7 protein-coding genes and 2 pseudogenes are annotated in these 13,605 nt (G+C 71.4%); 2 read left to right on the forward strand and 7 right to left on the reverse strand.

Annotation, left to right across the window (positions count from 1 at the left end; genetic code table 11):
- Positions 1–36: 36 nt before the first annotated feature.
- Positions 37–2,715: a pyruvate, phosphate dikinase gene (gene ppdK / locus ABEA87_RS13625; protein WP_345629430.1), complete on the reverse strand. Its 2,679-nt coding sequence runs from the start codon at positions 2,713–2,715 to the stop codon at positions 37–39.
- A gap of 530 nt (positions 2,716–3,245) precedes the next feature.
- On the opposite strand from ppdK, the gene dusB reads away from it, so the two are divergent.
- Entirely contained in the window at positions 3,246–4,376 is a 1,131-nt protein-coding gene (gene dusB / locus ABEA87_RS13630; RefSeq protein WP_345629601.1) for a tRNA dihydrouridine synthase DusB, read from the forward strand.
- 103 nt (positions 4,377–4,479) lie between these two features.
- Here the strand turns inward: dusB and ABEA87_RS13635 are convergent, their stop codons facing one another.
- The 5 genes and pseudogenes from ABEA87_RS13635 to ABEA87_RS13655 form a co-directional block, all read right to left on the reverse strand.
- Positions 4,480–6,105, reverse strand: a complete 1,626-nt coding sequence (locus ABEA87_RS13635; protein WP_345629431.1) for an asparagine synthetase B family protein — start codon at positions 6,103–6,105, stop codon at positions 4,480–4,482.
- 1 nt (position 6,106) lies between these two features.
- Entirely contained in the window at positions 6,107–7,048 is a 942-nt protein-coding gene (locus tag ABEA87_RS13640; protein WP_345629433.1) for a DUF5715 family protein, read from the reverse strand.
- Between the two features lie 231 nt (positions 7,049–7,279).
- Positions 7,280–7,804, reverse strand: coding sequence for a universal stress protein (locus tag ABEA87_RS13645; protein WP_345629435.1), 525 nt, complete (start codon positions 7,802–7,804; stop codon positions 7,280–7,282).
- Positions 7,805–7,879: 75 nt separating this feature from the next.
- Positions 7,880–10,954, reverse strand: a pseudogene (hrpA, locus tag ABEA87_RS13650) (ATP-dependent RNA helicase HrpA); the annotation flags it as partial.
- 354 nt (positions 10,955–11,308) lie between these two features.
- Positions 11,309–11,911, reverse strand: a pseudogene (locus ABEA87_RS13655) (DEAD/DEAH box helicase); the annotation flags it as partial.
- Between the two features lie 110 nt (positions 11,912–12,021).
- On the opposite strand from ABEA87_RS13655, the gene ABEA87_RS13660 reads away from it, so the two are divergent.
- The gene (locus ABEA87_RS13660) at positions 12,022–12,507 is read left to right on the forward strand and encodes an XdhC family protein (protein ID WP_345629437.1); all 486 of its coding nucleotides are present in this window, start codon (positions 12,022–12,024) and stop codon (positions 12,505–12,507) included.
- 150 nt (positions 12,508–12,657) lie between these two features.
- On the opposite strand, the gene ABEA87_RS13665 is transcribed toward ABEA87_RS13660, so the two are convergent.
- The gene (locus ABEA87_RS13665; protein WP_345629439.1) at positions 12,658–13,476 is read right to left on the reverse strand and encodes an SGNH/GDSL hydrolase family protein; all 819 of its coding nucleotides are present in this window, start codon (positions 13,474–13,476) and stop codon (positions 12,658–12,660) included.
- Between the last annotated feature and the right edge of the window lie 129 nt (positions 13,477–13,605).

Genomic DNA, 13,605 nt, shown 5'->3' on the forward strand with positions numbered 1-13,605 from the left:
ACCCGGACGGGCGGGGGCGCCCTGTGCCGCGCGGCCTCAGCGGCTGTCCGACCCGACCGCCTCGATCGCGGCACGGCCCGCCTCCAGCCGGGCAACCGGTACCCGGAACGGCGAACACGATACGTAGTCCAGCCCCACCTCGTGGAAGAAGTGCACCGAGTCCGGATCCCCGCCGTGCTCGCCGCACACGCCAATCTTGAGGTTGGGCCGGATCGCCCGGCTGTCCTGCACCGCGATCCTGATCAGCCGGCCCACCCCGTCCCGGTCGATCGACTCGAACGGGGAGACCCGGAAGATCCCCAGATCCAGGTACCGCGAGAAGAAGGATGCCTCCACGTCGTCCCGGGAGAAGCCCCAACCCATCTGGGTCAGGTCGTTGGTGCCGAAGGAGAAGAACTCCGCCGCCTGAGCGATCTCCCCTGCGGTCAGCGCCGCCCGGGGCACCTCGATCATCGTTCCGATCAGCGCCTCCGGGGCGTCGCTCACCTCGGCGAGTACGGTCAGCGCCTCGGCCCTGACGGTCTCCAGCTCCTGTACGGCGCCGACCAGCGGCACCATGATCTCCGGGTGCGGGTCGCCACCGGCAAGCCTGACCGACGCCGCCGCCTCGGCGATCGCCCGCACCTGCATGGCGAACAGCCCCGGAATGACCAGTCCCAGCCGCACGCCGCGCAGGCCGAGCATCGGGTTCTGCTCGTGCATCCGGCGCACCGCCGCGAGCAGCTTGCGGTCGCGCCTCGACTCCTCGCCGCGCTCCTGCGCCACCGCCACCCGCACGGACAGCTCCTCCAGCGACGGCAGGAACTCGTGCAGCGGCGGGTCGATCAGGCGGATCGTCACCGGCAGCCCCGCCATCTCGGTGAGGATCCCCTCGAAGTCCTTGCGCTGCAACGGAAGCAGCGCATCGAGCGCAAGCTGGCGATCCTCGTCGGTGTCGGCCAGGATCAGCGCCTCCACCAGCTCACGGCGCTCGCCGAGGAACATGTGCTCGGTGCGGCACAGCCCGATGCCCTGGGCGCCGAAGCGCCGTGACCGGGCCGCGTCCTCGGGGGTGTCCGCGTTGGCGCGCACCCGCAGCCGGCGCCGCTCGTCGGCGTGGGTCAGCAGCCGGTGCACCGCCGCCACCAGCGGGTCGTCGCCGATCTCGCCGGTCTCGAAGTACCGCACCACCGGCGAGTCCTGCACCGGCACCTCACCCAGGTAGATCTTCCCGGTGGTGCCGTCGATCGAGATGAGGTCGCCGTCGGCCACCGTCGTGCCGTCCACTGTGAACTGTCCACTCGGGACATCCACATCCAGCGAGTCGGCGCCGCACACGCACGTCTTGCCCATCCCCCGCGCCACCACCGCCGCGTGACTGGTCTTGCCGCCCCGCGAGGTCAGCACTCCACGGGCGGCGATGATGCCCGGCAGGTCGTCCGGGTTGGTCTCCCGCCGGACCAGGATCACCCGCTCGCCGTCGGCGGCCAGCCGCACGGCGCGGTCGGTGTCGAACACCGCCTTGCCCACCGCCGCGCCCGGCGACGCGCCCACGCCGCGGGCCAGCTGCTCGGGGGCGGCGGACAGGTCGAAGGTGGGGAACATGAGCTGCACCAGTTGGGCGCCGTTGACCCGCCGCACCGCCTCGTCGAGATCGATCACGCCCTCGTCGACCAGTTGGCTGGCGATGATGAACGCCGCCGCCGGGGTGCGCTTGCCCACCCGGGTCTGCAGCAGCCACAGCTTGCCGCGCTCGATGGTGAACTCGATGTCGCACAGGTCGCGGTAGTGGCCCTCAAGGGCCGCCATGGCCCGCATCAGGTCGTCGAAGCCCGCCTTGTCCAGGCGCTCCAAATCCTCTAGGGAGACCGTGTTGCGGATGCCGGCCACCACGTCCTCGCCCTGCGCGTTGGCCAGGTAGTCGCCGTACACGCCCTGGCGCCCGGTAGCCGGGTCGCGGGTGAACGCCACCCCGGTGCCCGAGTCCCCGCCCAGGTTGCCGAAGACCATCGCCACCACGTTGACCGCCGTACCCAGGTCGGACGGGATCCGCTCCTGCCGCCGGTACAGCACGGCACGCTCGGCGTTCCAGGACTCGAAGACCGCGCGGATGGCCAGCTCCAGCTGCTCGCGCGGGTCCTGCGGGAACTGGCGGCCGGCGTGGCGGGAGAACACCTCCTTGAAGGCGGTCACCAGCTCGCGCAGGTCGTCGGCGTCCAGGTCCAGGTCCGACCGCGTACCCCTGGCGCGCTTCGCCTCGTCCAGCACCTTCTCGAACGCCCCGGCGGGTACGTCGCACACGGTCCGGCCGAACATCTGGATGAGGCGCCGGTACGAGTCCCAGGCGAACCGCTCGCCGGCCTCGCCGGCCTGCGCGGCCAGCCCGCGCACCGACTCGTCGGTCAGACCGACGTTGAGCACGGTCTCCATCATGCCGGGCATGGAGAATTTCGCCCCGGAGCGCACCGAGACGAGCAGCGGATCGGACGGGTCACCGAGCCGCCGACCCATCGTGCCTTCCAGCTTCAAAAGGTGTTCGTCGATCTCGTCGGCCAATTTCGGAGGCTGACTGCCGGTCGCCAGGTACGCCCGGCAGGCGTCCGTCGTGATGGTGAATCCAGGTGGCACTGGCAAACCGAGATTGGTCATCTCGGCGAGGTTCGCACCCTTACCGCCGAGCAGGTCGTTGAGGCCTTTGTTGCCCTCTGAGAAGTCGTAGACGTATTTCTCGGTCATGCTGGCCCTACCCTCTCCCGGCAGGCGTCAAGCCCACCGCCTGTGGCGGTTTACCGGCTTACCGCACCCCCAACGCTGTGCGTTAGGTAAGTGGTACCCCGGATGTAGGGCCGGACACTAGGGCAGTTCTCACTACTGCAACACCTGGCGTGATTATTGGCACACGGACCCCACTAATCACGTCCGTACCATTCTGAGGGAGCGCTCCCATGCGCACTATTGCGCATGAGCACTCATTCCTTGCCTGCGTGATTGATTCGACAATTAAATTCGATTGACTTTTAGCGACCGGCGGTCATTCCCTGGCGGCGATCAAGGTTTTTGGCCGCACGACCCGACCCACCGGCCCCCAGCCGGGCTGGTCCGACCACGCCGACCGGGCGGGTCGGACCACCCCGACCGGGCGGGTCGGACACCGTGGCCGGCGGTCGCGCCGGGCCGGTCGCGGCCGGGTGACCGTCCGCACCATCGCCGATCGAGATGTGGCGTTGCCCGCCCGGCATGCGATCCTCGAAGGCGTGACCGCAACGCTGACCGAGCCGACCGCCGGCCTGAGCCTGGGCCGGTTCGGCGTCGACCCGCCCGTGGTGCTCGCCCCGATGGCGGGCGTTACCAACGTGGCGTTCCGCCGGCTGTGCCGCGAGCAGGGCGCGGGCATCTACGTCTGCGAGATGGTGATGACCCGGGCGCTGGTCGAGCGCAACCCCAAGACGCTGCGGATGATCGCGTTCGGCGCCGAGGAGCGGCCTCGCAGCCTCCAGCTCTACGGCGTGGACCCGGAGACCACCGCCGCGGCGGTGCGGATGATCGTGGACGAGGACCTGGCCGACCACATCGACCTCAACTTCGGCTGTTCGGTGCCCCGGGTCACCCGCAAGGGCGGCGGCGCCGCGCTGCCCTGGAAGCGGCGCCTGTTCGGGCGCCTCATCGCGGACGCGGTGACGGCCGCCGGGGACCTTCCGGTGACCGTGAAGATGCGCAAGGGCATCGACGACGACCACCTGACCTACGTGGAGGCCGGGCTGATCGCACAGGACGCCGGCGCGGCCTGGGTCGCGTTGCACGCCCGCACCGCGGCCGAGCGCTACTCCGGCTCGGCCGACTGGGACGCGATCGCCGCCCTGAAGCAGGCGCTGGACGTGCCGGTGCTGGGCAACGGGGACATCTGGGAAGCCGACGACGCGCTGCGGATGATGCGCACCACCGGCTGCGACGGGGTGGTGATCGGGCGCGGCTGCCTGGGCCGGCCCTGGCTGTTCGCGGATCTGGCCAGCGCCATGCGGGGCGGGACCGAGCGGGTCCTGCCCCGACTCGGTGAGGTGGCCGCGGTCATGAGCCGGCACGCGCGGCTGCTGGTCGAGTGGATGGGGGTCGAGGCCGACGGGGTGGTCGACTTCCGCAAGCACGTCGCCTGGTACCTCAAGGGCTTCCCGGTCGGCTCCGACCTGCGCCGATCGATGGCGGTGGCCTCGTCGCTGGCCGAACTCGACGGCCTGCTGGGCGAGCTGGACGCGGACGCGCCGTACCCGACGGCGATCCTGGGCCAGCCACGAGGGCGCACCAACTCCCCCGGTCGGGTGGTGCTGCCGGAGGGCTGGCTCGCCGACCGCGACGACGACGCGGTGCCCGAGGGCGCCGAGATCGAGGGGTCCGGCGGCTGAGCCGCCCCGGCGTTCGGGTGCGGGCGGCGAGCCCGACCCGAACGGCGCCGGCGCAACCCGGACGACGCAACCCGGACGACCCAGCCGGCGCGACCCGGACGGCTCAGCCCGCCGGCTCGACCACCCGCTCCGTGGGCTCCGCGGCCGGCGGCACCGCGGCCAGCTGCTTGCGCCGCAGCATTCCCCGTGCGTTCCAGCGCAGTGCGCCGGCCAGATCGCGGGCGTGCTCCAGCAGCGTGTAGTCCTGCCGGGCCGCGTTCTCGGCGATCGCCCGGTCCAGATCGTTGCCGCACCTCATCAGCACGCTGTCGAAGTCGCGACGCACCGGCTCCAGCAGGTCGTAGCCCAATTCCCGGTGCAGCCGGGCGAACCGCGGCTTATAGAGCCGGGCCCGATCGTGCAGGCCGGTGGAGTATGACATCGGGTTCTTCGGCCGCCGCCTGATGTAGTCCGGCAGCAGATCGGCGAACGCCTCGCGGACTATCCACTTCTCCTGGCCGTCGCGCAGCTTCAGGCTCAGCGGCAGGCGCATGGCCAGCTCGACGAGCGCCGGGTCGAGGAACGGTACCCTCGCCTCCACGCCCTGGCCCATGCTGGTCCGGTCCACCCGCTGCAGCTCGGTGCGGTACAGGTTGGCGATCTTGTGAAGGAACAGCCGGCGGGCCGAGTCCGGACCGACCTCGTGATACATCGGGTACCCGCCGAACAGCTCGTCCGAGCCGTCGCCGGTGAGCACCACCTTCACGCCCAGCTCGTGGACCCGCCGGAACAGCGGCACGGACACCACCGCGTTGATGATGTCGCCGTACTCGGTCAGCTCCGCCATCCGGATGGCCTCGCGGATCTCGTCCGCCCTTACGTCGCGCGGGCGCAGCTCGATGATCTCGTGAGGCACGCCCAGCTCCGCGGTCAGCCGCCGGGCGTAGGCCAGGTCGGGGCTGTCCGGCGTACCGACCGTGAACGCCACGCAGTCCGGGTGCTCGCGGTGCACGTTGAGCAGGGTCAGCGAGCTGTCCAGGCCGCCGGAGAGGATGACGCCCACGGTGAGGTCGGTGTCGACCCGGACCCGGATGGCGTCCTCGATGGCGGAGCGCACCAGCGCGGCGGCCTCGCCCGGATCCTCGATCCGCGGCTGCCCCTCACCCAACCGGGCCAGGTCGACGTACGGGCGCAGCGCCGGGTCGCCCCGTCCCGACCACCAGCCGTGGTGGCCCGGCGGTACCTCGTGGATGGCCGCGCCGACCGGTACCAGCGCCTTGGCCTCCGAGGCGACGTAGAGCCGACCGGCGGCCCGGGACCAGTACAGCGGCTTCACGCCGAGCGGGTCCCGGGCCAGGTAGACCCGCCCGCTGTCGCGGTCCGCGATGGCGAAGGCGAACTCGCCCCGGAACCGGCCGACCGCCCCCGGCCCCCACTGCCGGAACGCCTCCAGCACCACCTCGGTGTCGCCGTCCGAGCGGGCCGGGCCGCAGCCGGCCGCGAGCTCGGCCCGCAGCTGCTTGTGGTTGAAGACCTCGCCGTTGTAGCACAGGGTCAGCCGCCCGTCCCGGGACCGCCACGGCTGCGCCGCGCGATCCCGGTCGACGATGCGCAGCCGCTGGACCCCGGCCAGCAGCCCGTCCTCGATGAGCGTCTCCTCGACCTCGCCGCGCGGGCGCAGGCACGCCATCAGGTGCTCGAACTCGGCGCGCTGGCCCCCCGGCCCGGCGACGAGGACTATCCCGCACATGTCAGCCTGCCGGCGCGACGGCCTCGCGGCGCAGCCGCGCGGCGGTCTCGGGGCTCAGGCACACGTGCCAGACCTGGCCCTCGTCGATCACGTTGACGTCACCCGCCGCCCGGTGCTCGAACAGCAGCCGTTGCAGGGCCCCGTGTGCCTCGAACCGGCGCATCCAGGTCATCTCCAGGTCCATGGCGTACCCGACGCAGTGCGCGCTGGGCAGCACCGTCACGTAGCCGAGGCCGCGCAGGTGGTTCTGGTGCTCGACGCTGCGCGCCATGCTGTTGACCCACAACGGTGGCGCGTCGGCGCCACAGGCCGCGAGGAACTGCACGGCCAGCCCGTTGAGCCAGGCCACCGCCTCCGGCCGGGCGTATGGGAACCGCATCCCGGCGGTGTGCGGTGTGCGGTGCGGCCATACCCGCCGCTCCGCCCTGCGCAGCGCCCGGCCGGTCAGGCCGCGCGGCTGCCGGCGGTACCGGAACCGCAGCGCCCCGTCGCGACGCAGCGCGGCCAGGCTCACCAGGTCGGGCGAGTGCGTCACGTCGGCCCGGGTCAGGTACGGGTCGAGGTGTCCCCACCACGCGACGTCGACCTGCGACTGCAGGTACACCCGCATCCAGTTGCTCAGGTCCTCGATCGGGCGCTCTTCGGTCCGGAAGTTCCAGATCTCGCGCAGCAGGTTCTGGGCGACGGACTGCGGGCCGCCCGGCGTGCGCGACAGCACCGCGTCGCACTCCCGACCGGTGACCCGCTCGTGAATCGCGCCCGCCGTCTTGACCGCGCCGTCCGGCCCGGCATGGCCGTCGAGCACGGCGAGCAGGTCGGTGACCGCCTCGCGGTAGGTGGCGAGTTCGGCGACGGAGGCACCCGGGTCGGCGGACAGCACCGCCGCGGCCTCCACGCCGGCTGGGGTGGAACCAGATTGCAGATCCCGTCCAATGGTTGCCAAGGTCAAATCATCCCCAATCAACTGGTACGGGCACATCTGGGGCCAAGCTAGCATTCGGCTTAATTCACGATCGGCGAGTTCGCCGATTCACGGCACCATCGGGTACGAACAGACCAACGAGCCGCGGGCGATGCTGTCGCTCGCGGCTCGGGTCGAATCAGCCGTTATCGGCGCACTCTGCAGCCCGAGATGGGCCGTTACGCTCCCTTTATCACCGGAACGGCGGAGGGGTCATGGCCTGTCGAGGGGGCGTTCGCCCTTTGCCTCGTGGTCGGGCTTCGCGTCGTCGCGCACCACGAGTACCGGACATGACGCCTTTTGCAGGACATCACGGGATGTACTTCCCAGCAGCCTGCTGCTGATCGCGCCGCGGCTGTGCGCGCCCACCACGACCGCCTGGCCGTCCAACTCGCGCACCAGCCGGATCAGCGTGTCGGCCACCGTCTTGCGGTCGGTCACCGCCATCGCGTCCGCCTCCAGCCCGGCCTGCCTGGCCAGCTGCGCACCCCGCTCGGCGGTGCGCCGGGCCGCGTCGTGCATCGCCTCGTCGACCTGGAACGCGTCGCCCGAATCCAGCGGCGCGGCGGGCGCCTCGAACGCGCGCACCGGCAGCGCCGAGACCTGGAAGCCGATGCCCGCCTCCCATACGGACACCACGAGGGCGTGCCGCTTGGCGAAGATCGCGGCGCCCTCCCGCAGCGCGTGCTCGGCGGCTGGCGAGCCGTCGAAGGCGTAAATGACCGGACCGGAACGCATGACTACCTACGTTACGGGACGCACCGCCCAAAGCCGGCGCAACACGCAAAGCCCGCGCCCCGCGTGCCGCGCGGGTCACGCGGTCAGGTCGTCCAGCGCGCGGAGGACCCGCTTGTCGGAGATCGGGTACGGGGTGCCCAGCGCCTGCGCGAAGTAGTTGACCCTCAACTCCTCCAGCATCCACCGCACCTGGCGCAGCCCGTCGGGTACCGGGTGGCCGGGCGGCACCTGGGCGAGCAGTTGCCGGTACTCCCGCTCGAGCTGCTGGACCGAGCCCATCCGCTCCCGGTCCCGGGCCGGGCTGCCCGTCAGCCGGTCCAGCCGGCGCTGGATGCCGGTCAGGTACCGCGGCAGGTCGGCCAGGCGCTGCGCGCCGGTCGCCTCGACGAAGCCGGGGAACACCAGCGCGGCCAACTGCTCGCGCAGGTCGGTCAGCGACGCGACCAGCAGCAGGTTGTTGGTGCCGGCCAGCCGCCGGGACACCTCGTGCGCGGCAGTCAGCACCGGCCCGACCCGCTCCACCACCTCGACCAGCGTCCGGCCCAGCCCGGCGCGCACCCGCTCGCGCAGCGCCGCGTACCCGTCCGCGTCCCAGGCCGGCCCGCCCGCCTCGGCGATCAGCGCGTCCATGGCCGCGGCGACGCAGTCGTCCATCAACGCCGTCACGCTGCCGTGCGGGTTGCGGCTCAGCGCGAGCTTGGCCTCGTTGGACAGCCGCCCCTGCAACGCCTTCACCGGCGCCGGAACGGTCAGGGTGAGCAGCCGGCGGGTACCCCGCCACATCGCGTAGGCCGCCTCGTCCTCGGTGTCGAACAGCCGTACCGCGACCGAGTCACCCTCGTCCCGCAGCGCCGGGTACGCCTTGACCGGGTACCCGCCGCGTTGCTGGGCGAAGATCCGGGGCAGCGTACCGATCGTCCAGTCCCGCAGCCCCGTGCGCTCGATGTCGCCCGCCGCGTCCGCGAGCGCCGCCTGGATCCGGCCGCGCAGCTGCCGCTTGAGCGCGGCCAGATCCTTGCCCTCGGCGACGGCCTTGCCGTGCTCGTCGACCACCCGGAAGGTCAGCTTGAGGTGGTCCGGTACCCGGTCGAGCTGCCACGCCTCGCGCGGCACCACCACGCCGGTCAGCCGGTGCAGTTCCCGCTCCAGTCCGTCCAGCAACGGCTCCACGTAGGGCGTCAACCCGGCCAGTGCGGCGCGGGCGTGGTCCGGCGCGGGGGCGAACTCCCGGCGGATCGGCTTGGGCAGCCCCCGGATCAGCGCGGTGACCAGCTCCTCGCGCAACCCGGGCACCTGCCAGCCGAACGCGTCCGCACGCACCTGGTTGAGCGCCGCCAGCGGCAGGTGCGCGGTCACCCCGTCCGCGCCGGAGCCAGGCTCGAACTGGTACGTCAGCGGGATCTCCAGCCCGTCCTGGCGCCAGGCGTCCGGGTAGTCCCGGGGGTCCACAGTGGACGCCGTTTCGTTGACGAGCATGGATTCCGAGAACGACAGCAGGTTCGGCTGTTCGTGCCGGGCTTTCTTCCACCAGGTGTCGAAGTGCCGCCCGGAGACCACGTCGGCCGGGATCCGCCGGTCGTAGAACTCGAACAGCGCCTCGTCGTCGACCAGGATGTCGCGGCGCCGGGCCCGGTGCTCCAGGTCCTCCACGTCCTCGCGCAGCTCCCGGTTCTCGTGGAAGAACCGGTGGTGCGTGTCCCAGTCGCCCTCGACGAGCGCGTGCCGGATGAACAGCTCCCGGGACAGGGTGGGGTCGACCCGGCCGAAGTTCACCTTGCGACCCACCACGATCGGCAGGCCGTACAGGGTGACCCGCTCGTACGCGAGCACCGCGGCCTGCTTGCGCTCCCAGTGCGGCTCGCTGTAGTTGCGCCTGACCAGATGCCCGGCGTGCTCCTCTATCCACTGTGGATCGACACGCGCCACCATCCGCGCCCACAGTCGGGACGTCTCCACCAGTTCGGCCGCCATCACCCAGCGCGGCTGCTTCTTGAACAGCGCCGAACCCGGGAAGATGGCGAACTTCGCGTTGCGCGCGCCCACGTACTCGCGCGTCTCCGGGTCCTTCAGGCCCAGATGCGACAGCAGGCCGGGCAGCAGGGACTGGTGGATGCGCACGCTCTCCTCGGGAGCGCTGGACAGCGTCACACCCATGTCCTTGACCACCTGGCGCAGCTGGCTGTCCAGGTCCTGCCACTCCCGCACCCGCAGGTAGTTCAGGAACTCGGTGCGGCACAGCCGGCGGAACTGGTTGGACGACCGGTCCTGCTGCTGCTCGCGCAGGTAGTTCCACAGGTTCAGGTATGCCTGGAAGTCCGACTCGGGATCGGCGAAGCGCGCGTGCAGCTGGTCGGCGGCCTGCCGGTGCTCGACCGGCCGCTCCCTTGGGTCCTGAATGGACAGTGCGGCGGCGATGATCAGGACCTCGCGTACGCAACCGTTGCGTTCGGCCGCCAGGATCATCCGGCCCAGTCGCGGGTCGATCGGCAATCGCGCCAGCTTGCGCCCGATGCCGGTCAGCCGGCCGTCCGCCAGCGCGCCCAGCTCCGCCAGCAGTGCCAGCCCATCGGCGATGTTGCGCCGGTCCGGAGGATCGATGAACGGGAAGCCCGCCACGTCTCCCAGCCCGATAGCGGTCGCCTGAAGGATGACCGAGGCGAGATTGGTGCGCAGAATCTCCGGGTCGGTGAACTCCGGCCGGGACAGGAAGTCCGCCTCGGAGTAGAGCCGGATGCAGATCCCGTCCGAGGTACGGCCGCACCTGCCCTTGCGCTGGTTGGCCGACGCCTGTGAGATGGGCTCGATGGGCAGCCGCTGCACCTTGGTCCGGTAGCTGTACCGGGAGATCCGCGCCGTACCGGGATCGATGACGTACTTGATGCCCGGCACGGTCAGCGAGGTCTCCGCGACGTTCGTCGCCAGTACGATCCGCCGCCCCGTGTGCGCGCCGAACACCCGGTGCTGCTCGGCCGCCGACAGCCGGGCGTACAGCGGCAGGACCTCGGTCAGCGGCAACTCCCGCCGGCGCAGCGCCTCGGCGGTGTCCCGGATCTCCCGCTCGCCGGACAGGAAGACCAGGATGTCGCCGGGGCCCTCGGCGCACAGTTCGTCGACCGCGTCGAGGATCGCCTGGGTCTGGTCCCGGTCGTCGCGGTCGCCCCGCGCGGCGCCACCGCCTCCGCCGCCACCGGGGCCGCCGGTCCTGGCGCCGCCCCTCGCGGGCGGGCCCGTGCCCGTGCCGGTGTCGGCGTCGGTCTCGTCGTCGAATTCGTCGGACTCGGGCGAATCGTCGATGATGGGCCGGTAGCGCACCTCGACCGGGAAGGTGCGGCCGGACACCTCGATGATCGGCACCTGGCCAGCGCCGGAGCCGCCGCTACCGGGACCGCCGGAGCCGCCACCGGGACCGCCGGAGCCGGAGCCGTCACCGGGACCTGAGCCGCCACCGGAGCCGCCAGAGCCGGAGCCGCCAGAGCCGGAGCCGCCGGAGCCGGAGCCGCCGCCGGGGCCCGCCTCCGCCGGCCCGTCCGCCGCGGCGACGACGGCGGCCTCGCCGCCGAAGTGGCGGGCGAAGCGCTCCGGGTCGATGGTGGCCGAGGTGATGATCACCTTGAGGTCCGGCCGGCGCGGCAGCAGCCGCTTCAGGTACCCGAGGATGAAGTCAATGTTCAGGCTGCGTTCATGCGCCTCATCGATGATCAAGGTGTCGTACCGGCGCAGCTGCCGGTCCCGCTGGATCTCGGCCAGCAGGATGCCGTCGGTCATCACCTTCACCAGCGTGTCGTCGCCCACCTTGCCGGTGAACCTGACCTGGTAGCCGATGGCGCCGCCGAGCTGGGTGTCCAGTTCCTGGGCTATCCGCTCGGCGACGGTGCGGGCGGCCAGCCGCCGGGGCTGGGTGTGCCCGATCATCCCGTTGATCCCCCGGCCCAGCTCAAGGCAGATCTTGGGCAGCTGGGTGGTCTTGCCGGAGCCGGTCTCCCCCGCGACGATGACCACCTGGTGGTCCCTGATAGCCGCGAGGATGTCGTCCTTCTTCTGGCTGACCGGCAGCGCCTCGGGATAGGTGATCCCGGGTACGGCGGCCCGCCGCCGGTCCAGGCGGGCAGACGGGTCTGTGCGGGGATTGGTCATAGGCCAGTCAAGGATAGGCCGCCCGGCCCCCGATCCGGCCAGTGATTTACCTCCACCCGCCCGCTCTGGCATCCTCGACAGGTATGGAGCGCACCGACCTGGCCTGCGTGATGGCCCACGGCGACAAAGCCGCCCCGGCGACCGGCCGCACTCTGGTAGCGGTGTTCGCCTCGCCGGTGGCGAAGTACCTGCTGCACTTCGGGGCCGACCTCGGCCTCCGCACCGTGCTGATCGACCCCACCGGCGACCTGCCCAGCCTGGATAAATCCATTGTGGACGGCGATACCGACGTGGTGGTCACCGACCATGACCGGCCGGAACTGGGTGAGATGCTGCGCGACGCGCTCGCGCTGCCGGCCCGCTGGATCGGGGTCATGGGCAGCCCCCGCCACCCCGCGCCGCACCTCCCCGCGCTGCGCGCGCTCGGCGTCGACGAGGCCGACATCGCCCGGGTGCACCGGCCGATCGGGCTCAACATCGGTTCGCACACGCCGCCGGAGATCGCGATAGCCACGCTCGCCGGCCTGATCGCCGACCGCAACGGCCGGCCCGGCGGCTTCTACGGCTGACCTGCCGTAGCCGACGACAACGCGGACCGGCCGGCCCCGCGACGGGGCCGGCCGGTCCGGGCGCCGCGCGCGGGGCCGCCGTGCCGGCGTGGACTCACCTCAGCGGACTCAACCCAACGGGCTCACCTCAGCGGACTCAGCTCAGCGGGCTCAACTCAGCAGCGCGGCCTTGACCAGCGGCGCGTAGCCCTGTGCCTGCCCCGTCTGGTTCGGGTGGTACGACTCGCCGACCGGGTTGGACAGGCCGTTGATCCACTCGGTGCCGTCGCAGATGGCGTGGCCGGTGAATGCCGTACGGGGGTCCACGAAGGTAAAGCCGTGCGCGGTCGCCCGGGCCTTGATGGTGGTGTCCAGCAGGTCCGCGCCGCCGTTGAGCTCGCTCTGCTCGGTCGGGCTGATCCGGGCCAGCGACTGGCAGTCGGTCACGTTGAACAGCCTCGGGTAGCCGACCACCGCCACCTTCGCGGCCGGAGCCTTGCTCCGGATGGTGGTGTAGAGCTGGTCCAGCTCGCCCGGCAGGGTGTTCCTGATGAAGGTCTCGGCGGTGGAGATGTCGCCCTCACAGGTCCACGGCCACGGCAGCGCGCACTGCTCGATGACGCTGGAGAAGCCGGCGTCGTTGCCGCCGACCGACACCGTGACGTAGGTCGTGCTCGCGTTCAGGCTGGCGAGCTGACCCTGTACGTCGGCCACCTTGGCGCCGCCGCAGGCGGCGAAGGTGAGCTGCGCGCCGATGCTGGCCGCATCGAGTACCGGGTACGCGTACTGGGAACGCTGGCAGCTCCCGCTGTCGGAGTAGTAGGAGCGGGTACCGACGCCGGACGAGTACGAGTCGCCGAGGGCGGTGTAGGTCGCGTTGGCCGCGGTCGCGGGGAGAGCCCCCGCCACCAGCCCAACGGTGGTCACGAGAACGGTCGCGGCGGTCAGCACCGCGGCGCGGCGGCGCCGGGGCGGAACAGGACTTCGCATGGGGGCTCCCGCTGGCGTATTGACTCACGTCAAACAACCTGATCACTACATGGTGACCGGGGAGGGCATCACGATCAATACCTGTGGGTAGCCTGGCGGATAACGCCCGGAAACGCGAAACGGGCCGGG

It is taken from the genome of Rugosimonospora acidiphila (assembly GCF_039543385.1).
In the GTDB taxonomy this organism is placed as follows: Bacteria; Actinomycetota; Actinomycetes; order Mycobacteriales; family Micromonosporaceae; genus Rugosimonospora; species Rugosimonospora acidiphila.